Origin of the sequence: Kitasatospora sp. NBC_01539 (genome assembly GCF_045040525.1) — a bacterium.
GTDB lineage: Bacteria > Actinomycetota > Actinomycetes > Streptomycetales > Streptomycetaceae > Kitasatospora.
In genome coordinates this window covers 8,753,176-8,776,074 of the sequence record NZ_CP109390.1, presented here as the reverse complement: position 1 = coordinate 8,776,074, position 22,899 = coordinate 8,753,176, and the positions used below count along the sequence as shown (strand labels likewise).

Here is a 22,899-nt window from a genome sequence, read left to right as displayed (position 1 = left end):
TGGTCTCTCCCGTGGTGCGGTTACAGGGCGGTGAGGTCGGTGATCCGCCAGCGGCCGTCGCGCAGACGGGCGGTGACGGTGAGCTGGGCGGCGGTGGTGACGGCTCCGGTGCCCGGGCGGGCGGTCCGCTGGTCGAGCAGGACGAGCAGCTCGGCTCGGTCGGCGGTGAGGCGGTCGACGCCGATGCGGGTGACCGTGGCGGTGACGGTGAGGTGCTGGTCGGCGGCCAGGTCGCGGAGCCGGGCGGCGAGGGCCGTGTACTGCTGCGCGGCGCCGTCGTCGAGGTCGGCGGCCGGGGTGCTGCCGAGCGTGTCGGTGGAGTACGAGAACGCCCGGGTGAGTGCCTGGCCGACCTCGGCGGTGACCTGCGCGGTGGCGGCCCGGTCGGTGAGCGGGCGGGCCGCCGCGGTGCGGCCGTCGACGTGGCGGGCGGCGGCGAGCAGTCCGGCGCCGGTGAGCAGCAGGGCCGCGACCAGGACGGCGGTGGCGGCCGTGGCGCGGCGGCCCGCCGGTGCTGCGGTCACCGGCCGCCCTCCCCGACGGGGACGGCCGTCAGGCCGGTGACCTTCCAGCCCGCGCCGGTGCGCAGCAGGGTGGCTTCGACCCGGCGCCGTTCGGTGCCGCCGGGGTTCTGCTCGGGCCTGGTGGGGTCGACGTTGAGCACGGCGATGAGGCGGGCGGTGCCGGCGTGCGCGTCGAGGTCGGTGACGGCGGCGGCGGTGACGGCGGCGGCCGCCGCGGGCTGGCCCTGGAGCGGGGGCAGGTGGGTGAGGCGGGTGTGGAGTTCGCCGGCGGTGGCGTCGAGCCAGGCCGCCGGGACGGCGGCCGCGCCGGTGCCCGGGTCGAGGGAGCCCAGGCGGGCGACGGCACGGCTGCCGTCGGCGAGGGCGCGGGCCCGGGCGGCGGCCTCCTGGCGGACGGGGTCGGAGAGCGCCCGGGCGTACTGCTGCGCTCCGAGGGCGCAGCAGAGTGCCGCGGTGGTCACGGCGGCGGCCCGGGCGCGGCGGGCGCGGGTCATCGTCCGCCGTCCGGGCGGGGGGTGGCGGGGGTGACGGGGGTGGGCACGCCGCCGGTGGGGGCGTTGGCGGAGCCGCGGACGCCGGTGCCGGAGCCGGCGGGGGCCGTGCAGCGGGCGCCGGTGTTGAAGGCGGGTGCTGGGCCGGTGTCGAGGCCGTTGCGGCGCTGGGTGTCCTGGTAGCCGCTGGTGCAGGGCAGGGGCGAGAAGAAAGTGACGGCCATGCCGAGGTGGGCGCCGCGGTCGTCGACGGCGGTGGAGCCTGCGGCGGCCACCGCCGGGAGCCGGACGAGGAGTTCCTCGATGCCGTGCTGCCGGGTGACGCCGAGTTCGGAGGTGGTGAGGAGGTTGGCGAGGACGACGCTGAGGCCGGGGTCGATGTCGTGGACGAGCGCGGTGACCTGGAGGGCGGTCTGCGGGGCGGCGGCGATGACCTGGCGCAGGTCGGAGTCGGACTCGGCGAGCTTGCGGGCGAGTTGGGAGGCCCCGGTGGCGAACGTGCGGATGGCGTCGGCTTCCTGGGCCTGGGTGGTGAGGACGGTGCGGCCGTCCACGACGAGGCGGGTGGTGGCGGGCAGGTCGGCGTCGGCGGCCTCGACGAACCGGCCGCTGCTGTCGAGCAGTACCTGGAGGTTGTCGCCCTGTCCGCCGAAGGCGGCGCCGAGTTCGTCGACGACGGTGCGCAGTGACTGCAGGGGCACGGAGGAGACGAGGCCGTCGACCTTGCCGAGCATGTCGGTGACGGGGGCGGGGGTGGTGGTGTCGGCGAGGGCGATCTGTGAGCCGTCGGTGAGGTAGGGCCCGGTGTCGGCGGTCGGGCGGAGGTCGATGTACTGCTCGCCGACGGCGGACAGGTTGGCGACGACGGCCTGCAGCCGGTCGGGGATGCGGGGGGCGGAGTCGCGGATGCTGAGTTCGGCGTCGACGCCGTCGGCGGTGAGGCGCAGGGCGCCGACGCGGCCGACGGAGACGCCGCGGTAGGTGACGTCGGCGTGCTCGAACAGTCCGCCGGTGCGGTCGAGCCGGACGTGGACGGTGTAGTGGTCGCGGAGTCCGATGTGGCGGCCGAGGTCGGCCTGGTGGACGGCGATCCAGCCGAGGACGAGGACGGAGAGCAGGAGGAAGGCGATGTTCTTGAGCCGGACGGCGGGGGTGAGCATCACCGGCTCCTCGTGGTCGTGGTGGTCGTCGTGGTCGTGGTGGTGGGCAGGGGCAGGGGCAGGGGCAGGGGCAGGGGCAGGGGGGCGGGGCTCCGGTCGGCGGTTTCGGTGCCGGGGTCTGTGCCCGGGTCGGTACCGGGGTCGGTGCTCGGGTCGGGTTCGGGTTCGGGTTCCGGTGCCGGCTCGTCCGGGGGCGGGTCGGGCGGGAAGGAGCTGTCGGCGGAGGTGAGTTCGGGGATGATCCGGGTGCCGGGGGTGGCGGTGAGGCTGAGGTAGACGTTGAGGTAGTCGCCCTTGACGCCGTTGAGCACCTCGTCGGTGAACGGGTAGGTGAGGAGCACCTGCAGGGAGTCGGGCAGGGCTTGGCCGGCGTCGGCGAGCCGTTGCAGGGTGGGGGCGATGGCGCGGAGGTCGGCGACCATGTCGTCCTTGCTGCGGTGCACGGTGTCGGTGGCGACGGTCGACAGTGCGTCGAGGGAGCGCAGCATGGTGACGAGCGAGTCCCGCTGGTCGGAGAGGACGCGCAGGCCCGGTGCGAGGTCGGTGAGCACGGTGCCGATCTGCCGGTCGCGGGTGGCGAGGGTGGCGGAGAGCCGGTCGACGGCGTCGAGGGCGGCGGTGATGTCCTGCCGGTGGGCGTCGAGTTCGCCGACGAGGGTGTCGAGCCGGGTGAGGACGGAGCGCACCTCGGTCTCGTTGCCGGTGAGCGCGCGGTCGAGTTCGGTGGTGATGGTGCGGAGCTGGTCGATGCCGCCGCCGTTGAGCAGCATCGAGAGGGCTCCGAACACCTCCTCGACCTCGACGTTGCGGTCGGTGTGCTCGACGGGGATGACCGCTCCCCCGGCGAGGGTGCCGGTGGCGGCCCGTCCGGCGGGCGGGGGTGAGAGTTGCACGTACTTCTCGCCGAGCAGGCCGGCCTGTTCGAGGTGGGCGTAGCTGTTACCGGGCAGCCGGACGTCGCCGTTGACCTGCATGGTGACGACGGCCGTCCAGTCGTCCTCGGCGAGGGTGATGCGGGTGACGCGTCCGACGGCGACGTCGTTGACCTTGACGGAGGCCTGCGGGACGAGGCTGAGGACGTCCTGGAACCGTGCGGTGATCTCGTACGGGTGGCTGCCGAGGTCGGCGCCGCCGGGCAGGGGGACGTCCTGGAGGCTGTGGACGCCGGCCGTGCAGCCGGAGGCGAGGAGGACGCCGAGGAGGGTGGCGGCGGCGGTGGCGGTGCGGCGGTTCATCGGCCGGTCCCCTTCCCGGTGCCGCTGCCGGTGGCGCGACCGTTGGCGCTGCCGTTGGCACTGCCGGTGGCGGGCAGGGGCAGCGGGAGTGCCTGCGCCGCGGCGGCGTCGGTGAGTTCGGTGAGGTTGGCGCGGCCGTCGAGGGTGCCGTGGGCGGGGTCGTAGGCGCTCAGGATGTTGCCGGCGGCCAGCGGTGCGGTGTCGAGGAGTTCGGCGAGGGAGGCGCGCTGGTCCACCAGGGTCCGGGTGAGCGGGGCGAGTTGGTCGACGGCGTTCTTGAGGCGGCCCCGGTTGTCCTCGACGAAGGTCTTCACCTGTTGGAGGGCGGTGGCGAGTTGGGCGAGGGCCTCGCCGAGGGCGTCCTTGTCCTGGGCGAGGAAGTCGGTGACGGTGGCGAGTTTGCCGGTGGCGTCGCGCACCTTCGTGTCGTTGTCCTTGAGCATGGTGGTGAAGCTCTGCAGCTGGTCGAGGGTGGCGAAGAGGTCGCCGCTGTGGCTGTCGAGGGTGCCGGCGGCCTCGCCGAGACGGCGGATGCTGTCGCCGATGGCGCGGCCGTTGCCGTCGAGGTTGCGGGCGCCGGTGTCGAGGAGGGCGGACAGTGCGCCGTCGGCGTTGGCGCCGTCGGGGCCGAGGGCCGCCCCGAGGTCGCCGAGCGACTGGTAGAGCTGGTCGATCTCGACGGGCACGGCGGTGCGGTCGGCCGGGATGACGGCCCGGTCGGCGAGGCGTTCGCCGCCGCTGTAGGCGGGGGTGAGCTGCACGTAGCGGTCGGCGACGACGCTGGGGGCGACGACCACGGCGGACGCCCCGGCGGGCACGGCGATGCCGGGGTCGAGCCGGAGGGTGACCCGCACCTGTCGGCCCTCGGGGTGCACGTCGCCGACCCGGCCGACCCGCACGCCGAGGATGCGCAGGTCGGAGCCGGGGTGCACGCCGACGGCGCGGTCGAACCAGGCGGTGATCCGCAGGCCGTCGTCGTCGAGGGCGGGGACGGCGACGAGGCCTGCGGCCAGGGCGGCGAGCGCCGCGGATCCGGCGATCACGGCGCGGGTGGTCCTCTTCATCACTGACCGCCTCGGGCTCCGGACGGCATGCAGCCGTCGGTGGGTGTGGTGCCCTCGGGCAGGTACTCCTTCGGCACGACGCCGCACAGGTAGCTGTCGAACCAGCGGCCGTTGCCGAGGGTGTTGCCCATCAGCCGGTAGTAGGGGCCGAGCAGGGCGAGGGTGCGGTCGAGGCCGTCCTGGTTGGCGCGCAGCACGGTGGTGACGCGGTCGAGGGCGTCGAGGGTGGGGGCGAGCTGCCGCTGGTTGTCGGCGACGAGGCCGCTGAGCTGGGTGGAGAGGTCGCGGGTGCCGGTGAGGAGGCGGTGGACGGCGTCGCGGCGGCGTTCGACCTCGCCGAGCAGCAGGTCGCCGTCGTCGACGAGGGACTGGATGCGGCCGTTCTGGTCGCTGAGGGTGCGGGTCAGCTTGCGGCTGCCCTCCAGGAGGCGGGCGAGTTCGGCGTCGCGGCTCGCGATGGTGCGGGAGAGGGCGGAGAGGCCCTCGGCGGCGCCGCGGACGGATCCGGGGGTGTCGGCGAAGGTCTCGGAGACGGTGCGGAAGCTCTCCGCCAGTTTCTCCGTGTCGATGGCGCCGACGGTCTTCCCGAGCCCTTCGAGGGCCTGCGTGACGTCGTACGGGGAGGTGGTGCGGGCGGTCGGGATGGTGCGGGAGGGGTCCTGGCGGGCGGCGCCGAGCGGGACGAGCGCGAGGTACTTCTCGCCGAGGAAGGTGCGGATGCCGATGGAGACGGTGCTGGCGTCGCCCACCCACGTGTCATGGACGCGGAAGCCGACCCGGACGCGGTCGCCGTCGAGGGCGACGGCGGTGACCTTGCCGACCTTGGCCCCGGCGACCCGCACCTCGTCGCCGGTCCGCAGTCCGGCGGCCTCGGTGAAGTGCGCGCTGTAGCCGGTGGATCCGCCGGTGAAGGGCAGGTCGTCGGACCGGTACGCGACGACGACCAGGAGGAGGAGCAGCACGAGGCCGACGGCGCCGACGACGACGGGGTTGCGGTCGCGCACGGGCCGCAGCAGCGGGCCGCGGTCGGCGCCGGGGGCGGCCGGGCGGCGGGGGCGCCGGAGCGGGATGCGGGGGCGGCTCATGCGCGGCACCTCGCTTCGGTGACGGGGATGCCGGTGGGTGCGGGGCTGCCGTCGGTGGTGGTGACGCCGGTGACGGTGGCCTGGCAGAGGTAGAGGTTGAACCAGGAGCCGTAGGAGGCGAGCCGGCCGAGGGTGGCGAGCTTCTCCGGGCTGCGCTGCAGGAACTCCTCCAGCGGGCCGCTGTTGTCGGCGAGGCCGGCGGAGAGGCGGCCGAGCTGGCCGATGGAGTCCTTGAGGGGTGCGCGGCCGTCCTCCAGGAGTCCGGCGGTGCTGGTGGTGAGGTCGGCGAGGGAGTCGACGGCCTGGCCGATCGGGCGGCGGTCCTGCGCGAAGCCGGAGACGAGCTGCTGGAGGGTGGCGACGAGCTCGGTGAAGCCCTCCTCGTGGGTGTTGACGGTGGCGGTGACGGTGGTGAGGTTGGTGACGATCCGTCCGATCACCTCGTCCTTGCCGGCCACGGTGGTGGTGAGGGAGGCGATGCTGCGCATGAGGCTGTCGACGGTGCCGCCCTCGCCCTGGAGCACGTGGACGATCTCCTCGGCGAGCCGGTTGACCTCCTCCGGTGCGAGGCCCTGGAAGAGCGGCTGGAAGCCGTTGAAGAGCCGGGTGAGGTCGAGGGCGGGGGTGGTGCGCTCCAGCGGGATCGTGCCGCCGGGCGGGAGCTGTTCGCCGACCGTGCCCGGGCCCTGCCGCAGGTCGAGGTAGCGGCGGCCGACCAGGTCGACGTACTTGACGGTGGCGGTCACCGAGCCGGGCAGCTGCCGGTCGCGGCGGACGGAGAACCGCACCCGGGCGACCCGCCGGTCGACGACCTCGACCGCGTCGACCCGGCCGACGCGGACTCCGGCGATGCGGACGCTGTCGCCCGGGGCGAGGCCGGTGACGTCCGTGAAGCGGGCCTGGTAGCCGGTGGTGTCGCCGACGCCGGTGTCGGCGATGCCCAGGGCGAGGGCCCCGGTGGCGAGGGTGGTGGCGAGCACGAACACCAGGGACTTGGTGAGCGGTGCGGCGAGCGATCGGCGCCTCATTTCAGGGTCACCTCCGCCCCGCGGAGGACGGGTCCGGCGAGCAGGGAGCTCCAGTCCGGCAGGGTGGTCGCGGTGCCCCGGCCGGCGGCCAGGAGTTCGTTGACAAGCGCGTTCTCCTGGGGGGAGTTGGGCAGGCCGAGTCCGGGGTCGGCGGGCATCGGGAAGCCGTCGCCGGGACGGGAGGCGGCGGGCAGGGCGCCCTGGCCGGTGTAGGGCACGGTGTAGCAGCGGGGACCGCCGCCCGCCCGGTAGACGGGGGTGTCGCGGCCGGGCAGGTAACGGCCCTTGGACGGCACGGTGGTGACGTCGACGCGCAGGCCGGGCCGGCCGGTGCCCTTGCCGAGGGCCTTGTCCATCACGGGCACGAAGTCGGCGAGGGTGCGCAGCGTGCACGGGAAGGACGGCGCGTACTCGGCGAGGAGTCCGAGGGTGCCGCGGCTGTCGGCGGAGAGCCGGATGAGGGTCGACTCGTTGCGGCGCAGGAAGTCGGTGAGCCGGTCGGCGGCGGTGGTGGAGGTGGCGTACAGGGTGCTGAGGCTCTGTCGCCGGTCGGCGAGGGTGGTGCTGGTGGTGGCGAGGTCCGTGAGGGCCTGCAGGATTTCGGGGGCGGCGTCGCGGTAGGTGTCGCCGACGACGGCGAGTTTGCGGATGTCGTCGGTGAGCGCCGGGAGTTGCGGGTTGAACTCGCCGAGGTACGCGTCGAGGCGGGTGAGGGTGGACCCGAGCTGGTCGCCGCGGCCGCGCAGGGCGGTGGCGACGGCGTCGAGGGTGGTGGCGAGCTTCTCCGGCTGGACGGCGGTGAGCAGCGGCAGCAGGTGGTCGAGGACCTGCTGCAGCTCGATGGCGTCGGCGGAGCGGTCCTGCGGGATGACGGTGCCGGCGCGGAGCGTGGCACCGCCCGGCCGGTCGGCGGCGGGCACGAGGGCGACGAAGCGTTCGCCGAAGAGCGTGGTGGGCAGCAGCTGGGCGGAGACGCCGGCCGGGATGCGGGGCAGCTGCGCGGGGTCGAGGGCGAGGGTGAGGCGGGCGCCCTCGCCGTCCGCGGCGATCGACCGGACCCGGCCGACGACGACGCCCCGCAGTTTGACGTCCGCGTTGACGTGCATCTCGTGGCCGGCGCTGCCGGTCTCCACGACGACGTCCGCGGAGTCGGTGAAGGCCTTGTCGTAGACGGCGACCGACACGCCGGCGAGCAGCGCGGGCACCAGGAGGAAGACCACACCCGCGGTGCGGCGCCGGGCGGTGCGGGGGACGGCGTTCATCCTGCCACCCGCACCGTCGTGGTGGTGCCCCAGATGGCGAGGGAGAGGAAGAAGTCGGTGACGCTGATGATGACGATGGCGTTGCGGACGGACCGGCCGACCGCGATCCCGACCCCCGCGGGGCCGCCCTTGGCGTGGTAGCCGTAGTAGCAGTGCGCGAGGATCACGATGACGCTGAAGACGAGCACCTTGAACCCGGAGAGCAGCACGTCCGCGGGCGAGAGGAAGAGGTTGAAGTAGTGGTCGTACGTGCCCGGTGCCTGCCCGTTGGCGAAGACGGTGACGGCCCGTGAGGCGGCGTACGAGCTGAGCAGCCCGACCCCGTAGAGCGGCACGATGGCGGCCACGCCGGCGATGATGCGGGTCGTGACGAGGTAGGGAAGGCTGCGGATGCCCATGCCTTCGAGGGCGTCGATCTCCTCGTTGATGCGCATCGCGCCGAGTTGCGCGGTGAAGCCCGCCCCGACGGTGGCGGAGAGGGCGAGACCGGCGACGAGGGGCGCGATCTCACGGGTGTTGAAGTACGCGGAGACGAAGCCGGTGAACGCGGCGGCGCCGAGCTGGTTCATCGCGGCGTAGCCCTGCAGGCCGACCACGGTGCCGGTGGCGACCGTCATGCCGACCATCACGCCGACGGTGCCGCCGATGATGCCGAGGCCGCCGCTGCCGAAGACCACCTCGGCGAGCAGGCGTTGCACCTCGCGGAGGTAGCGGCGCAGGGCGCGGGGCACCCAGAGCACGGCGGCGACGTGGAAGAGCAGGTGGTCGCCGGCCCCGTCGAGCCAGGCGAAGGCACGGCTCGGCCGGGCGGCCCGCCGGCCCGCGGACGGGTCGGGCGGCGGTACGGGCTGCTGCGGGGCGGACGGTTCGTCGAGCAGGGACACGGCTCAGGCTCCCTTCTGCGGGACGATCCGCAGGTACACCGCGGTGAGGACGACGTTGACGGCGAAGAGCAGCAGGAACGTGACGACGACGGACTGGTTGACCGCGTCGCCCACGCCCTTGGGGCCGCCGCGCGGGTTCAGGCCGCGGTGGGCGGCGACCACGCCGGCGATGAATCCGAAGATCAGTGCCTTCAACTCGCTGATGTAGAGGTCGGGGAGCTGCGCCAGCGCCGAGAAGCTCGACAGGTAGGCGCCCGGGGTGCCGTGCTGCAGGATGACGTTGAAGAAGTAGCCGCCGAGCGTGCCGACCACCGAGACGAGGCCGTTGAGCAGGACGGCGACCAGCATGGTGGCGAGCACCCGCGGCACGACGAGCCGCTGGACCGGCGAGACGCCCATGACCTCCAGCGCGTCGAGCTCCTCGCGGATCTTGCGCGAGCCGAGGTCGGCGCAGATCGCCGAGCCGGCGGCGCCGGCGATGAGCAGCGCCACGATCAGCGGGCTGGCCTGCTGGATGACGGCCAGCACGCTGGCCCCGCCGGTGAACGACTGGGCGCCCAACTGCTGGGCGAGCGAGCCGACCTGGAGCGCGATGACGGCACCGAACGGGATCGACACGAGCGCGGCGGGCAGGATCGTGACACTGGCGATGAACCAGAACTGCTCGATCAGCTCGCGCATCTGGAACGGGCGGCGGAACGTGTCGCGGACGGTGGTCGCGGCGAGCGCGAAGAGGTCACCGGTGGCGGCCAGTGCGGCAACGGCGGGGTTCCTCATACCGGTTCTCCCTGGACGCGTCCCAGCAGGCGGGCCCGGCGGCGCTCGGCCGCGCGGCGGGCGGGCAGCCCCGGCGAGGGCTGGAGCTGCGCGGGCAGCGGACCGGAGGGCCGGGCCGGGATCAGCCCGGCCTCCAGGGCGAGCGTGGCCTCGTCCTTCTCCTCCGCCATGCCGATCGGCCCGGCGCGGTCGCCGCTGAGGAACTGCCGCACCACCGGCTCGTCGCTGCTCAGCAGCGCCTCCCGCGGCCCGAACGCGACGAGCCTGCGGCGGAACAGCATGCCGATGTTGTCGGGCACGGTCGCGGCGATGTCGAGGTTGTGGGTGACGATGAGCATGGTGGCGTCGATCTGCGCGTTGAGGTCGATGAGCAGCTGCGAGAGGTAGGAGGTGCGCACCGGGTCGAGGCCGGAGTCCGGTTCGTCGCACAGCACGATCTGCGGGTCGAGCACCAACGCCCTGGCGAGGCCGGCGCGTTTGCGCATGCCGCCGGAGATCTCGCCGGGCAGTTTGGCCTCGGAGCCGACGAGCCCGACCATGTCCATCCGCTCCATGACGATGCGGCGGATCTCGGACTCCTTCTTCCGGGTGTGCTCGCGCAGCGGGAAGGCGATGTTGTCGTAGAGGTTGAGGGAGCCGAAGAGGGCGCCGTCCTGGAACATCAGGCCGAACAGCCTGCGGGCCCGGTAGACGTCCCGCTCACGGCCGTTGACCATGTCGACGCCGTCCACCATCACCCGGCCCTGCTCGGGCTTCAGCAGGCCGATGACCGACTTCAGGAAGACCGTCTTGCCGGTGCCCGACGGGCCGAGCATCACGGTCACCTCGCCGGGCGGCAGGGTGAGGGTGACGTCCTGCCAGACGTTCTGGCCGTCGAAGGATTTGGTCAGTCCTTCGACGGTGACTTCGATTCCCATGACACCTCCCTGGGTGGTGTGGTGGACGGAGCTCAGCGGTGGGGAAGTTCGGGCAGGGCGATCTCCGGCTCGCAGCCGTTCGGCTGCTCGCTGGTGGGCGTGCAGATCGGACCCTGCACGAGGTTGAGCGAGTTGCCGGTGCCGGAGACGGCGGCCGTGAACAGCGGGCTGAGGTCCTCGCCGCCGGTGCCGCAGCCGGTGAACGGCGGTACGGTCAGGCCGTCCTGGGAGAGCGGGCCGCCGGCCTGCAGGCTGTAGTCGGGGCGGCCGTCGCCGCGGTCGCCGAGGTGGCTGTCCTGGGTGCCGCGGAGCTTCAGGTCGACCGGGCGCACCGTGCGGCAGTTCGGGCCGACGTCCAGCGGGGTGCCGTTGACCCTGACGTCGTAGAGCCGCAGCGACTGGTAGCCGCCGATGGTGAACTCGATGGGCTGGTCCCAGTCGGAGTTGCCCGTGGCCACGATGGTGAGCGGCCCCTGCGGGACGAGCTGCATCCTCGCCGTGGTCGGGATGAAGCCGTACGTGAGGAACGTCGTGTCGGAGGGCGGGAGTCGGAGGTATCCGAGCGAGTCGGCCTCCAGGTACGGCTGCTGGCCGGGCTCCGGGTCCCACAGGGTGACGAACCGGCGGGTCATGTTGATGGCCGCGAGCGCGGGCGTGCCGTGCGGGTCGTTGACGGCGGCGGCCTGGCCGAGCTTGTGCACGTTGGCGAGACCGACGGCGAACGCGCAGGCGGGCACGTCCGGGAAGGGATCCATGTCGGGGAACGGGATCACCATCGCCCCGGCGGGCACGGCCGGCAGCCTGGCCGGGTCGAGGTCACCGGTGGGCGCCGGCGGGCAGGAGTTCACCCCGGACGGGACGGTGGCCAGCGTGCGGATCGTCCCGGCCGGTCCCTGACCGGCCGTCAGCTTCCGCAGGACGGCCGGGGGTACGGCGGCGAGCGCACTCACCGCCGGCCCGCCGCCGACGGGCGGCGCCTGCGGGGCGGCCGGCGCCGGGGAGGCGGGACCGGCCGGTGCGGGCACGTCGACGCTGCCGAGCCGGGTGGGCGCACCGGCGTCGGGGGTGCACCGCACGGTGGCACGCTTCGCGGCGGTCCCTCCGGAGGCGGGCACGGCGCCGGAGGCGGGCACGGCGCCGGAGGCGGGGCCAGGGGTTCCGGAGGCGGGGCCAGGGGTGCCGGGGTCCGCCGCGCCGGCGGCCGGGATGTCGGCGGCCGGGATGTCAGCCGTCGTCCCACCAGCCGTCGTCCCCCCAGGGGTCGTCGCGGCGGCGGTGGGTGCCGCGGGGGGCTGCGCCGGTGAGGGGTCGGCCGCTCCGGCGGGGGCGGGGTGGAGGCCCAGCTCCAGGACACCCGCGTCGAACCGCACCGCGCCGGGCGCCGTCACCGTCACCGCGGTGGCGGGGCCGCGCGCGGTGAGCTCGGCGCCGCCGTCCGCCGCCAGGGGCACCGACCCGACCGTCACGGGCCAGATCACGTCGTCGGCCGAACTCCCCTGCGAGATCCGGACACCGAGCCCGACCGTCCCGGTGACGGCGGTCGACCCGGCGGGCAGCAGGGCAACGGTCGCGGCCGGGGGGAGCGTGAGGGTGACGGCGATCTCGCCGGGCCGGATCGGCGCTCCCACCGCGGCGGTCCGCGGGTACCGCTGCCGGAGGACCGCCTGCACGGCGAAACTCCCGGCGCCGGCGCCGCAGGTGTAAGGGATCGGCGCCGGCGCCGTGGGCTCCTCGGCGCGGGAGTCACCGCCCGGCACCAGCCCGGCCAGCAGGACGGCCGACCCGGCGGCGGCGATCCGGGCCGAGCGGCGGCGGCGCGCGGCAGCGCTCATGGCGGAACTCCTCGGGTGGCTGAAAGGGAACGGATCAGGGGTGTCCGGGGCGATGGAATGCGCTCGAACCGCTCGGGACGCAGGACACTACGGGCGGGTAACAAGGCCGACAAGTGATCGCACGGCGGAATTCACCACGCCGCCACCCGGGCGCCTTTTCTTGTCATCGGACGACAAGAAACGCCCGGCGCCTTGTCACCGGCCGAGTCTCCCGGCGGTCGGCGCACCTCGGGCGTTGTCATCCGGCGAGGATTCTCCGAGCCTTGCGCGCCATCACGGCGGGAGTGCCATCACGGCGAGAGTGCCGCGGCGGCCGGTACGCCACTGCGGCGCGAGCGGTGCGACGGCCGGTACGCCACGGCAGCCGGACGGCAGCCGAGCCCGCAGGTGCTGCCGGCCGCGGACGGGGGTCGGCCCGGCCCGGGGGTTCGCCCCGGGCCGGGCCGACGGTGGGTCACGGCGAGGTGATCGCCTGCGGCGAGGCGAGCAGGTACGCCGCGTTGTAGGTGGCGGCGTCGCCGTTGTTGAGCAGGCCGAGGCAGCTGCCCGACACGTTGTAGGCGTGCAGGTCGCCACCGCTGAGGGTGAGGGTGTTGGTGGCGTTGGAGTAGGTGCCGGTGAGGGTGGCGGCAGTGGTGCTGGTGGGGCCGGCGAAGTCGGCGGTGCAGCCGGCTCCGCTGATGTGCGCCTTGACGCCGGTGACGGTGCCGGTGGTGACGCCGGCCGCGTAGGTGGAGCCGTTGATCGACCAGGGCAGGTTCTGCGCGGTCACGGAGAAGGTGATGCCGAGCGGGCCGGAGCAGCTCGTCCAGCCGACGGACGTGATGGTGGAGAGCGGGTTGCTGAGGCCGGAGCCGCTCTTCAGCACGCCTGCGGCGGTGGAGGAGGAGCAGGTGAGCTTCGTCCCGGTCTTCGTGTCGGTCAGCTTGGGCGAGGTGGCCTTGGCCGTCCACGCGCCGCCGGGGCTGACGGTCCAGGTGGCGAGCGTGGAGCTGGTGCCTGCGGTGGCGGGGGCGGCGATCGCGCCGGTGGCCGCGGTGAGCACGGCGGCGGCGAAGAGAGCGCCCTTGGCGAGGGTACGCATGGCTGGTCCTTCCGTGGGGGTGGGTGGCGCCCCGGGCGTGCTGAAGTACCCTGCGGGGAGGGGTTTTCGACAGGTCCGGGGCTGTGGTGCGGCTACCGTCCGGAGCGGGCCGCCCTCACTGCGGTGGGACGTTACGCACCGGTAATCAGGCGGCGCAACAGCATGGCGGCACGGAGCCGGTAATTCCCTACTCGCGAGTAGATTCTTGTTCCCCAGGCACGAGAATGCGCCGCCGCGTTGTCGCCGGATGAGTACGGGCCCGAAAAGGCGGAGAGCGGTTGCCGTAAACCCCGCCCCGGTTACCCGCGGTACTGCGCAACACACCGCGCGTGGTCTATCTTTCAACCCACCACCAGAGATGTCCGCACGCGTCCGGCCCCCGCCCACCGACCGGGCCCGGACGATCAAGCAGCGAGCCGCCGTCCCCGCCCCCGCCGACCGCCCCGAGCCGCACCGGGCGCGGCCGACGCGCGGCCGGCCGACCGTCAGGGGGAACCCGCATGACCTCACCCAGGCGGGCACCATCCGCCTTCGCCGCACGGTCGGGCGAATTACCCCGCGAGCTCGCGACCGTCATGCGACCGGAACTCCCCAGCCTGCTCAAGGAGATGGCCGGCGAGATCGTGGCCGCCATCCCCGAGTACCGCGAGCTGCTGGAAGGCCCGATGGCCCGGGTCATCCGGGTCGGGATCGAGCAGAACATCGCCACCTTCGTCGACCACGTCGCCGCCCCGACCGCCACGACCGCCCTGCGCGACGAGATGTGCCGCCGCTTCGGCCGCTTCGAGGCCTACGAGGGCCGCAGCCTGGACATGCTCCAGGACGCGTACCGGATCGGCTGTCAGGTCGCGCTGCGCAGGGCCCGCGCCGTCGGGCGCCGCTACAACCTGTCGGCGACCGTGCTGATGGCCTTCGCCGATGCGCTCTTCGCCTACATGGGCGAGCTCGCCGAACTCTCCCGCGAGGGTTACCTCCAGGCGATGGCCGAGCTCGGCGAGGAGCCCGACAACCGGCGCCGGCGGCTGCTCCGCCGCATCCTCACCGGCACCTCGGCCGCCAACGGCACCCTCACCGAGCTGGCCGAGCACGCCTCCTGGCCGCTGCCGCGCGAGGTCACCCTCGTCGCGCTGCGTCCCGGCGACCGGCCGCGGCGCACCGCGCTGGAACGGGACGTCCTGGTCGACCTCGCGGCGCCGGAGCCCCATCTCCTGGTGCCCGGGCGCCTCGACGACGACCGCCGCGCCGCGCTGCACGACGCCCTGGAGGGCTGCCGGGCCGCGATCGGGCTGACCACCCCGCTCGCCGAGGCCGCCCACTCCCTGCGGTGGGCGCGCCACCTGCTCACCCTCGCCGAGTCCGGCGTGGTGCCCGACCGCCCGGTGGCGTCCTGCGACGAACACCTCGTGCAGCTCTGGCTGCTGGGCGACCCCACGCTCGTCCGGCAGATGGCGGGACGGTACCTGGGCCCACTCGCCGGTATGACGCCCGCGCAGCAGCACCGGCTGATCGACACCCTGCGGATCTGGCTGACCACCCGCGGCACGGCCGCCGAGGTGGCGGCCAGACTCGGCGTGCACCCGCAGACCGTGCGCTACCGCATGCGGCTGCTCGACCGGGCGTTCGGCGACCAACTGGCCGACCCCGAGCAGCGGTTCGCCACCGAGGTCGCGCTGCGCGCACTGCACCTGACCACGGGAGGCACCGGCATCCCCGCGGACGGCACGGAGCACCGCGCCTCCCCCACACGGGGTTCCGCGGCCGCGCGCACCGGACGGCGGGCCGCACGGCCGGCCGCCCCGAAGGACACTCCGGGGCTCTGACGGGGGACGGCACCCGCCCGGCGGCATCCGCCCAACGGCACCTGTCCGGCCGGGCGGACCACCGGCCGAACACGCCGATCCGGGCAGCCTGTTCAGTCGGTGCGGATCAACCGCCGTACGGCGGGCCAGAGCCCGTCGAAAGCGGCGAGGTCGTCGGCCAGTTTCGCGAGCAGCACCGTGCCCTCCAACTGGGCGACGACCGCCCGGGCCGTCGCCTCGTCGTCGGCGACGGCCTCCGTCCGGGCCGCCTCGGTGAGGAGGGTGCGGACCATGGCCGCCTGCTCGGCGAAGATCGCGGCGATCCGCGCCTGGATGCCGGGCTCGTGGCCGCTGAGTTCGAGCCCGAGGTTGCCGAGCAGGCAGCCGCGGACACTGCCGTGCTCGGCGCGGTCGGCGCGCTGGGCGTCGGCGTGTGCGCGCAGCAGGCCGTGCAGCCGGTCGAGCGGGGGTCCGTCGGCGCCGGCGAACGCGTCCCAGACCGTGCGCCGTGCGGCCCAGTGGGCGTCGACCGCCTCCAGGGTGAGCGTCTGCTTGGAGGCGAAGAAGTGGTAGAAGCTGCCCTTCCGCACGCCGGCGTGGGCGCAGATCTCGGCCACCCCGGCTGCGGTGTAGCCGCGCGAGTGCAGCAGCTCGCCGGCGGCGTCCAGCAGCCGCTCGCGTGCCGTGCTGGTGCGTCCCATGGGGTGAGTATACGGGCGGTCAACTATCAGGCCCGGGGGCGGGCGCCCTGAATAGTTGACCGGTCGTCTAGAGTGGCCGCACAGCTGACGGACAGTCGACGGACAGAGGGAGCACTGCCATGGGCATGGACACCGCAGGACGGCTCGGCGGACTGCTGGGCCTGGAACATCCGGTGGTCCAGGGACCGTTCGGCGGCGGCATGTCGTCGGTCGCCCTGGCCGCGGCGGTCTCCGAGGCGGGCGGGCTGGGGTCGTTCGGTGCGCACCACCTGCGGCCCGACGCGATCACGTCCCTGGTGAAGGAGCTCCGCGCGGCCACCGGGCGGCCCTTCGCCGTCAACCTCTGGGTGCCGCAGCCCGGCGAGCAGGAGGCCGCCGCCACGGCCGCGGACGTCGCCCGGGTGCACCCGTACTACGCCGAACTCGGCCTGCCCGACCCCGCCACCGAGCACCGCACACCGGACTTCGCCGAGCAGCTCGACGCCCTGATCGCCGCCGCACCGCCCGTGATCAGCCTGGTCATGGGCGTGCCGCCGCGCCACGCGGTCGACGAGGCCCGGCGGCGCGGCATCGTGCTGATCGGCACCGCCACGACCGTCGCCGAGGCCGTGGCACTGGAGGCGGCGGGCGTGGACGCCGTGGTCGCCTCCGGCAGCGACGCCGGCGGCCACCGGGGCGCGTTCCTCGCGCCCGTCCGGGAGTCGCTGGTCGGCACCTTCGCGCTGGTGCCACAGGTCGCGGACGCCGTGGCGGTGCCCGTGATCGCCGCGGGCGGCATCACCGACGGCCGGGGCCTGGCCGCGGCGCTCGTCCTCGGCGCCGACGCCGTGCAGATCGGCACCGGTTTCCTGGCCTGCACGGAGTCCGCCGCGAGCGAGGTGCACCGCCGGGCCCTGCTCTCCCCCGGGGCCGCGACGACGGTGCTGACCAGGCTGTTCTCGGGGCGTACGGCGCGCGGCATCGCCAACCGCTTCGTCCGGGAGCTCGCGGCGCACGAGGACGCCGTGCCGCCGTACCCGGCGCAGAACGCGCTGATGCTGCCGCTGCGCGCCGAGGCGGCCGCCCGCGGCCGGTCGGATCTGGTGAACCTCTGGGCGGGCCAGGCGGCCGCGCTCTCGGTCGGCGGGCCCGCAGCCGACTACCTGGCGGCGGTGCTCGCCGACGCGGAGCGGCTGCTGGGGCGCCCGCTCTGACACCGCCCGCCCGGGTGGATCGCCAGGACGGACGGCCCGGCCCGGCCCCGGACGGTGCGTCAGGCCGGTCGGGCCGGGACCGCGCGTCAGGCCGGTCGGTGCGTCAGGCTTCGCCGGGGTGCCAGGAGGGCCACTCCCAGGGCCGGTCGGCCCAGTGCACCACGGCGGGGTCGTGCGGGTCGGCGCCGGGGAACGCGTGCGCGACCTCCGGCTCGAACTCCTCGGGGGCGAGCGGCTTCCATCCGGCCCCCTTGAAGTGCACCAGGCGGTAGCGGCTGTCGGTGCGGAACTCCGCCACCTCGATCATGGGTTCGGCTGTGCTGTTGCTGTTCATGCCCACAGCATCGTCCGAGCCACGGGGGCGCGCACCCGGGCCGCACCACGGTGTCCGCCGACCGGTGCCGTTCCGCCCGGGCCGCCCTGATCGTTGTGCACGGCGGCCGCCGCGAGGCGCGTGCGGCCCTCGTGACGGACCGGGAGGCCGGGCATGGACGGGCAGTGGAAGCCGCCGTGGACGTACGGATGGGAGAGCGCCGAACCGGCGCCGCCGCCCACACCTCCGCCGACCACACCTCCGCCGGCGCAAGCCCGGCGCCTCCCGGCGGCGGCGGTCACCGCGGCGGTCGTCGGCGGCGTGGTGCTGCTCGGCGGGCTGCTCGCCACCTGCGGCGGTCCCGGCACCGGCGAGGTCACCGGCGTCCTGGCGACCGTGGCGGCCTCCTCCCCCGCGGCCCCGCCGCCGACCGCCTCACGCCGGCCCCCGGAGCCGGCGGCCGCGGTCCCCTTCCCGAACGCCACGACGGACACGAACGCCTCGCCGGAGCCGGGCACCTCACCGGATCCGGCCGGCACGGCGGACCCCGACGGACGGGCCGGTGCCGGGCCGGCGCGCACCCCGCGGCCGGCCCCCGCACGCACCACCCGCCGACCGGGACACGGCACCCGGCCGGCCGCCCCGGCCGGGGCGGCGAAGGTCCCGACGATCAAAGTGTGCGCGGAGGCCGAGAAGCAGGGCCAGTGGCCGCCCGGGTCCGAACAGGCACGGATCTGCCGCAGCCTCTACGGCGGGTGACCGCGGTCGCGTACCGTAGCGGCAGGCCGGTGCCGCAGGTGCCCGGCCGGGCGCGAGGAGGATGCCGTGGCGAAGCCCGTCCCGAAGCGGTTGCGGGGAATCGACCAGGCGGCGGTGACACGGTCGGCATGGAGTCTGTACCGGGAGGCCACCCGGCCCGGCGCACCCGGGATCGGCGCGCGGCTCGTCGCGATGCCGCGGCTCGCGGTGGACGTGCTGCGCGGCCGCTACCCGGGCGTCGGGCCCGCCAAGCTGGCCGCGCTCGCCGCCCTGACCGCCCTGTACCTGCTGAGCCCGGTGGACCTCCTGCCGGACTTCATCCCGATCCTCGGCTGGACGGACGACACCGCCGTGCTGGTCTGGTTCCTCACCGGGCTGACCCGCGAGTCGGGCCGCTACCTGGAGTGGTCGCAGCAGCGGACGGAGACCGGCTGACCGCCGCCGCCCCTGGTCCCGCCCGCCCGCCCCGGCCTACAGCGCCTTGACCAGCCGCTCGAAGCGCAGGTCGGGGCGGAGCGGCACGCCGAACCGCTCGTCGCCGTACGGGAACGGCTCGAACTCCCCGCTGCGCCGGTAGCCGCGGCGCTCGTACCAGGCGATCAGGTCGGCGCGCTGTTCGATGACGGTCATCTCCATGGCCGTGAGGCCCCACTGCTCGCGGGCGTGGGTCTCGGCCCGGGTGAGCAGGGTGCGGCCGAGGCCGGCGCCCTGCAGGCCGGGCCGCACCGAGAACATGCCGAAGTACCCGGCCTCGGGGCGGCGCTCCACGTGGCAGCAGCCGAGCAGCACGCCGTCGGCCTCGGCCAGCAGCACCACCGAGTCGGGGCGGGCGACGACCGCCGCGACGGCGGCCTCGTCGGTGCGCCGCCCGGCGAGCAGGTCGGCCTCGGTGGTCCAGCCGGCCCGGCTGGCGTCCCCGCGGTAGGCCGACTCGACCAGGGCGACGACGGCGGGCACGTCGGCCGGTCCGGCGGTGCGGAAGACGGGTTCGGTCTGCACGGGCGACCCTCCGGGATCACGAGCGGGCTCGGGCTGCCATGGTGCCACGCGCCGGATCGGGCGCGGCGTGCCCGGGTGGCTCCCGGAGCCGCCTCGACGCCGCCGGCGGCATGTCCGGCGGCGTGCCCCGGGACAAAGGATCCCGGGGCAAGGATCCCGGGACCGACGCGCGGTCGGCGGCAGCCCGGGCCGGCTCAGAGCCGGACGGTCCGGCCGTCCGTGAGGGCCTGCTCCGCGGCGGCGAGGATCTCCACCACGCGCAGGCCGAAGGCGGTGTCGCACGGGTGGGGGGCGTCGCCGCCCGCACCCGCGAGCAGGGCGTCCACCGCGCGGGCGAAGGTCTCGGTCTCGGGCTCACCGCGCTCCGGCAGCCGCCGGACACCGGACTCGCCGCGCAGCTCCAGCTCGACGCCGCCCGCGGCGGGCGGCGCCGTCAGGCTCAGCGTGAGGGTGCTGGACGCCCCGTCCGCGTGGCCGACGACCAGGTGCACGGTGTCGGCGGGCCCCGCGGCTGCGGTCACCGCGACGGCGTCGCCGAGCACGGGGAGGAGCAGCGACAGGGCGTGCGGGCCGACGTCCCACAGGGCGCCCTTCTCGCGCCGCCAGGGTGAGGCCGCGTACGGGCTGTCGGTGGTGAAGACCGAGCCCAGCCACGTGCAGCGGGCGGTGAACCAGCCGGCGCGGGCGGCCTGCTCGGCCACCCAGGCCGCGGGTTCGCGGCTGAAGCGGGTGGTGAAGAAGACCACCGAGGCGACCTCGTGCGCCGCCACCGCGTCGGCCACCCGGCGGGCGTCGGCCACGGTCAGGGCGACCGGCTTGTCGAGGAGCAGGTGGCGGCCGGCCTCGGCGGCGCGGACCGCCACCTCGGCCTGGGCCTGCGGGGCGAGCGCCACGGAGACGGCGTCCACGTCGGCCAGCAGGGCGTCGAGGTCGGCGTACGCGCGCACGTCGTGGTCGGCGGCGACCTCGGCGGCGGCCTCGGGGCGGCGGCCCCAGACGCCGGCGAACTCGACGCCGGGGTGTCCGGCCAGGGCGGGTGCGTGCACCGTGCGGGCCCAGGGGCCGGTGCCGAGCAGACCGATTCTCATGACGGGTGGTACCTCGTGCTCAGGACGGGGACGCGGATCGGGAGGTCCGCTCGGGGCGGGCGTCCGCTCAGGAACGGACGCGGATCAGGGTGAAGCCGTCGTAGCCCTTCGCGCCGACGGTCTGCACGGTGGTGGCCGACACCCGCGGCTCGGCCGCGACGGCCTCGTGCAGGCGGCGGACGCCGACGACGGAGGGGTCGGCGGAGGCGGCGTCCGCGACGGCGCCGTCGCGGACGGTGTTGTCGACGACGATCAGCGAGCCCGGGCGGGTCAGGCGGAGCGCCCACGCGAAGTAGAGCGGGTTGCTCGCCTTGTCCGCGTCGACGAAGACGAGGTCGAAAGGCTCCGCGCCGTCGTCGGCGAGCTGCCGGAGGGAGTCGGCGGCCGGGCCGAGGCGCACCTCGGCGATCGCCGCGAACCCGGCGTGGTGCAGGTTGCGGCGGGCGACCTCGGCGTGCCTAGGGTCGATCTCCAGGGTGATGAGGCGGCCGTCCGCGGGCAGCGCGCGGGCCATCCAGATCGCGCTGTAGCCGCCGAGGGTGCCGACCTCCAGGATGCGGCGGGCGCCGAGCGTCTCGGCGAGGATCTGGAGCTGCCGGCCCTGCGGCGCCGACACCGCGATCTGCGGCAGTCCGGCGGCGTCGGCCGCGGCCTGGGCGGCGTCGAGCACCGGGTCGGCACCGATGAGGATGCCGGTGATGTAGTCGTCGACCGCCGTCCACTGCTGCTGGCTCACGCCGCCTCCGAGTCGCTTGGGGTCGCTGGAAAACCGCCGGGGTACGCCGCCCGAGCCTATACCGCGCGTCTGACGCTCAGTCGGCGACCGGGGCGGCGAGCGGCTCCGCGACGGGGACGGCGGGCGGCTCCGCCGCAAGGGCGGCGGCGGGCTCGGGGGCCACCGGCGCCACGGCGTCCGCGGACCGGCCGCCGGACTGCTCGGGGTGCGCCGCGCGGGACTTCGCGGCACGCCGCTTCATGATCCACGCGGAGCCGGCGCCGACCAGCGCGGCGAGCACCAGGCCCACCCACGAGAAGCTCTTCAGCCACTGCTCGGCGACCTTGCCCACCTGGTAGACCAGCAGGGTGGTGCCGCCGGCCCAGACGATGCCGCCGAACACGTTGGCGAGCAGGAACTTCCAGTACGGCATGCGCAGCGCGCCGGCCAGCGGGCCCGCGAAGATGCGCAGCAGGGCGATGAAGCGGCCGAAGAAGACCGCCCACATGCCCCACTTCTGGAAGGACCGCTCCGCCGTCGCGAGGTGGTCCGGTCCGAAGTGCTTGGGGAAGCGCCGGCCGAGCCGTTCGAAGAGCGGTTTGCCGCCGCGGCGGCCGATGGAGTACCCGATCGAGTCGCCGATGACCGCGCCCGCGATGGCGCAGCCCGCGACCCACCAGGGGCTGACCACGCCGCGGGCCGACAGCAGCGACGCCGTGACGAGGGCGATCTCACCGGGCAGCGGGATGCCCAGACTCTCCAGGCCGATGATCAGCCCGACGAGGGCGTACACGGAGGTCGGCGGGACGCTCTCGATCCACTGGTCGATGTGCAAGGCCGGGGTACCTCCGTGGGCAGGCCGGGACGGCGTCCCGGTTGGCGGGCTGGGGCGTGTCTGACAGTTCGCGGCGGATCGGCGCGCGGCGTCGGGAATGGTCGGACCCGCCCTGGGCCGGGGCGCGCTGGCAGGCCCCGGCTGGGCAGCCTAACCGGTTGACCCGCTCTTTACCTCATACGAAGGACGGCGGGCAGGTGTTCCCGGGGCGGCCGTCAGGCGGACACCGGGCCCGCGGGCCGCCCGGCCCGGGCGGAGAACCGCAGCGCCACGACCGACGGCCGGGCCGCCGAGATCAGCGGGATCCGGGCCGCGTACGGCAGCAGGGCGCCGACGACGCCGCGTCCGCCGGCGGGGAGCACGTCGCGGATCTCGGTGACGGCGGGGTGCGCGGAGGCGAGCTTGGGCTGCTCGTCGGCGTCCATGCCCCAGGGCATCGGCGGGGCGGTCCAGCCGCGGCTGCGCAGGCGCCCCCGTGAGGCGAGGCGGGCGAACCAGCGGGGTACCGCGTCGAGGACGAGGGTGCCGTCGGGGAAGCGCTCGGCGCAGCGCGCGAGGAGGTCGCGGACCTCGGTGGGGCGCAGGTACATCAGCAGTCCCTGCGCGGTGATCAGGACGCCGCGGGAGTCGTCGACCTCGTCGAGCCAGGCCGGGTCGGTGGCGGAGCAGGCGAGGAGGCGCTGGCGCGGGGCCGCGGGCAGGAGCTGTTCGCGCAGGGCGACGGCCTCGGGGAGGTCGACGGAGAGCCACCGGGCCCGCCCGTTGTCGACCCGCCAGTACTGGGTTTCGAGGCCGTCGCCGAGGCAGACGACGGTGCCGTTGGGGCGGCGGGCGAGGAAGTCGGCGACCTCGCGGTCGAAGCAGCGGACCCGCAGCGCCTGGATCTGCCCGGCGAGGCCGCCGTCGGGGCCGAAGCGCTCGGTGAAGGGGTAGTCGATCCGGTCGACCAGCTCGACGGCCTTGGGGTCGGGCAGCACGGTGTCGGGGCGGCGTGCCTCGACCGCGCGGTGGTGGAGCGTCCAGAGCGCGGTCTCGGGGATCCCGCCGAGGGCGGCGCGGATCCGCTGCTGCGGCGCGTGGTCGTGCTCCGGCTCCTGGGCCGTCATCGCCGTGCTCCCTTCCGAGGGGCCGTGGACCGCCGGACCGCGGAGGCG

The 22,899-nt window shown here is 74.9% G+C and carries 23 protein-coding genes and 1 pseudogene; 4 read left to right on the top strand and 20 right to left on the bottom strand.

Annotated elements, in window-relative coordinates; all coding sequences use genetic code 11:
* Nucleotides 1-20 precede the first annotated feature (20 nt).
* From OG335_RS38005 to OG335_RS37945, 13 genes and pseudogenes are all read right to left on the bottom strand, one after another.
* Complete coding sequence (locus OG335_RS38005; RefSeq protein ID WP_405009302.1) at nt 21-524, bottom strand: hypothetical protein; 504 nt, start codon at nt 522-524, stop codon at nt 21-23.
* Nucleotides 521-1,018, bottom strand: coding sequence for a hypothetical protein (locus tag OG335_RS38000; RefSeq protein WP_405009303.1), 498 nt, complete (start codon nt 1,016-1,018; stop codon nt 521-523). The genes OG335_RS38005 and OG335_RS38000 overlap by 4 nt, the downstream gene beginning before the upstream one ends.
* Nucleotides 1,015-2,175 (bottom strand): MlaD family protein, encoded by a 1,161-nt coding sequence (locus tag OG335_RS37995; RefSeq protein WP_405009304.1) that lies wholly within the window; start codon nt 2,173-2,175, stop codon nt 1,015-1,017. The genes OG335_RS38000 and OG335_RS37995 overlap by 4 nt, the downstream gene beginning before the upstream one ends.
* Nucleotides 2,175-3,410 (bottom strand): MCE family protein, encoded by a 1,236-nt coding sequence (locus OG335_RS37990; protein WP_405009305.1) that lies wholly within the window; start codon nt 3,408-3,410, stop codon nt 2,175-2,177. The genes OG335_RS37995 and OG335_RS37990 overlap by 1 nt, the downstream gene beginning before the upstream one ends.
* Nucleotides 3,407-4,474, bottom strand: coding sequence for an MCE family protein (locus tag OG335_RS37985; RefSeq protein WP_405009306.1), 1,068 nt, complete (start codon nt 4,472-4,474; stop codon nt 3,407-3,409). The genes OG335_RS37990 and OG335_RS37985 overlap by 4 nt, the downstream gene beginning before the upstream one ends.
* Nucleotides 4,474-5,559 (bottom strand): MCE family protein, encoded by a 1,086-nt coding sequence (locus tag OG335_RS37980; protein ID WP_405009307.1) that lies wholly within the window; start codon nt 5,557-5,559, stop codon nt 4,474-4,476. Before OG335_RS37980 ends, OG335_RS37985 begins: the two co-directional genes overlap by 1 nt.
* Nucleotides 5,556-6,587, bottom strand: coding sequence for an MCE family protein (locus OG335_RS37975; RefSeq protein ID WP_405009308.1), 1,032 nt, complete (start codon nt 6,585-6,587; stop codon nt 5,556-5,558). The genes OG335_RS37980 and OG335_RS37975 overlap by 4 nt, the downstream gene beginning before the upstream one ends.
* Nucleotides 6,584-7,849: an MCE family protein gene (locus OG335_RS37970; RefSeq protein ID WP_405009309.1), complete on the bottom strand. Its 1,266-nt coding sequence runs from the start codon at nt 7,847-7,849 to the stop codon at nt 6,584-6,586. Before OG335_RS37970 ends, OG335_RS37975 begins: the two co-directional genes overlap by 4 nt.
* Nucleotides 7,846-8,610 carry an ABC transporter permease gene (locus tag OG335_RS37965; RefSeq protein WP_405015290.1) on the bottom strand — a complete coding sequence of 255 codons (765 nt, stop codon included), beginning with the start codon at nt 8,608-8,610 and terminating at the stop codon, nt 7,846-7,848. Before OG335_RS37965 ends, OG335_RS37970 begins: the two co-directional genes overlap by 4 nt.
* A gap of 126 nt (nt 8,611-8,736) precedes the next feature.
* A pseudogene (locus OG335_RS37960) lies at nt 8,737-9,573 on the bottom strand (MlaE family ABC transporter permease); the annotation flags it as partial.
* Entirely contained in the window at nt 9,507-10,427 is a 921-nt protein-coding gene (locus OG335_RS37955; protein WP_405009310.1) for an ABC transporter ATP-binding protein, read from the bottom strand. The gene OG335_RS37955 and the pseudogene OG335_RS37960, both read right to left, overlap by 67 nt.
* Nucleotides 10,428-10,459: 32 nt before the next feature.
* On the bottom strand, nt 10,460-12,259 hold the full coding sequence (locus OG335_RS37950) for a hypothetical protein (RefSeq protein WP_405009311.1): 1,800 nt from the start codon (nt 12,257-12,259) through the stop codon (nt 10,460-10,462).
* A gap of 454 nt (nt 12,260-12,713) precedes the next feature.
* Entirely contained in the window at nt 12,714-13,343 is a 630-nt protein-coding gene (locus tag OG335_RS37945) for a hypothetical protein (RefSeq protein ID WP_405009312.1), read from the bottom strand.
* A gap of 500 nt (nt 13,344-13,843) precedes the next feature.
* Between OG335_RS37945 and OG335_RS37940 the strand changes: the two genes are divergently transcribed.
* Nucleotides 13,844-15,163, top strand: a complete 1,320-nt coding sequence (locus OG335_RS37940; RefSeq protein WP_405009313.1) for a helix-turn-helix domain-containing protein — start codon at nt 13,844-13,846, stop codon at nt 15,161-15,163.
* A gap of 92 nt (nt 15,164-15,255) precedes the next feature.
* On the opposite strand, the gene OG335_RS37935 is transcribed toward OG335_RS37940, so the two are convergent.
* Complete coding sequence (locus OG335_RS37935) at nt 15,256-15,843, bottom strand: TetR family transcriptional regulator (protein WP_405009314.1); 588 nt, start codon at nt 15,841-15,843, stop codon at nt 15,256-15,258.
* Between the two features lie 119 nt (nt 15,844-15,962).
* Here OG335_RS37935 and OG335_RS37930 point away from each other — a divergent pair, with 119 nt between their 5' ends.
* Nucleotides 15,963-17,036, top strand: a complete 1,074-nt coding sequence (locus OG335_RS37930) for an NAD(P)H-dependent flavin oxidoreductase (RefSeq protein WP_405009315.1) — start codon at nt 15,963-15,965, stop codon at nt 17,034-17,036.
* A 103-nt stretch (nt 17,037-17,139) separates the two neighbouring features.
* Here OG335_RS37930 and OG335_RS37925 read toward each other — a convergent pair whose 3' ends face one another.
* On the bottom strand, nt 17,140-17,370 hold the full coding sequence (locus OG335_RS37925) for a hypothetical protein (protein ID WP_405009316.1): 231 nt from the start codon (nt 17,368-17,370) through the stop codon (nt 17,140-17,142).
* 153 nt (nt 17,371-17,523) lie between these two features.
* Between OG335_RS37925 and OG335_RS37920 the strand changes: the two genes are divergently transcribed.
* Both OG335_RS37920 and OG335_RS37915 read left to right on the top strand, forming a co-directional pair.
* Entirely contained in the window at nt 17,524-18,108 is a 585-nt protein-coding gene (locus tag OG335_RS37920; protein ID WP_405009317.1) for a hypothetical protein, read from the top strand.
* A gap of 66 nt (nt 18,109-18,174) precedes the next feature.
* A complete protein-coding gene (locus OG335_RS37915; RefSeq protein WP_405009318.1) occupies nt 18,175-18,543 on the top strand; it encodes a YkvA family protein in 369 nt (122 codons plus the stop codon).
* A gap of 36 nt (nt 18,544-18,579) precedes the next feature.
* On the opposite strand, the gene OG335_RS37910 is transcribed toward OG335_RS37915, so the two are convergent.
* From OG335_RS37910 to OG335_RS37890, 5 genes are all read right to left on the bottom strand, one after another.
* Nucleotides 18,580-19,107 carry a GNAT family N-acetyltransferase gene (locus tag OG335_RS37910; RefSeq protein WP_405009319.1) on the bottom strand — a complete coding sequence of 176 codons (528 nt, stop codon included), beginning with the start codon at nt 19,105-19,107 and terminating at the stop codon, nt 18,580-18,582.
* A gap of 194 nt (nt 19,108-19,301) precedes the next feature.
* Nucleotides 19,302-20,195, bottom strand: a complete 894-nt coding sequence (locus OG335_RS37905; protein ID WP_405009320.1) for a Gfo/Idh/MocA family protein — start codon at nt 20,193-20,195, stop codon at nt 19,302-19,304.
* A 67-nt stretch (nt 20,196-20,262) separates the two neighbouring features.
* Entirely contained in the window at nt 20,263-20,931 is a 669-nt protein-coding gene (locus OG335_RS37900; RefSeq protein ID WP_405009321.1) for an O-methyltransferase, read from the bottom strand.
* A gap of 76 nt (nt 20,932-21,007) precedes the next feature.
* Nucleotides 21,008-21,745, bottom strand: coding sequence for a DedA family protein (locus OG335_RS37895; RefSeq protein WP_405009322.1), 738 nt, complete (start codon nt 21,743-21,745; stop codon nt 21,008-21,010).
* Between the two features lie 215 nt (nt 21,746-21,960).
* Nucleotides 21,961-22,851: a class I SAM-dependent methyltransferase gene (locus OG335_RS37890; protein WP_405009323.1), complete on the bottom strand. Its 891-nt coding sequence runs from the start codon at nt 22,849-22,851 to the stop codon at nt 21,961-21,963.
* Between the last annotated feature and the right edge of the window lie 48 nt (nt 22,852-22,899).